Origin of the sequence: Streptomyces sp. NRRL S-495 (genome assembly GCF_000966955.1) — a bacterium.
Taxonomy (GTDB): Bacteria; Actinomycetota; Actinomycetes; order Streptomycetales; family Streptomycetaceae; genus Kitasatospora; species Kitasatospora purpeofusca.
Genome location: NZ_JZWY01001387.1, coordinates 1 through 279 on the forward strand (window position 1 = coordinate 1; position 279 = coordinate 279).

At 71.7% G+C, this 279-nt stretch carries 1 pseudogene; it reads left to right on the forward strand.

Annotated features, from left to right (window positions below):
- A pseudogene (locus VR45_RS41805) lies at window positions 1-224 on the forward strand (hypothetical protein); the annotation flags it as partial.
- Window positions 225-279: the final 55 nt, after the last annotated feature.

The following is a 279-nucleotide window of genomic DNA, read 5'->3' on the forward strand; positions in this document are numbered from 1 at the left end:
CCCCAACAGTCGGGAAGTCGGCCCGGGGAATACACCCGCTGATGGCCTGGTGGGCGGTCCTGCACACCTTGTCCAACCTGGCCCGCTACCAGCCGGCCGAATGGGCCCGCCACATCGACGTCGACCAGAGCATCCACGCGGTGCCCGTGGAGCGGCTCCTGGCCGAGGCATGCCGCCTCCTGCCCGTCCTCATCGCCGAGACCCTCGACGAGGTAACCACCTGAAGAGGAAGCACCGGCGGCCCCGCACCCAGCGACCGGGCGCGGGGCCGCCGCAGAC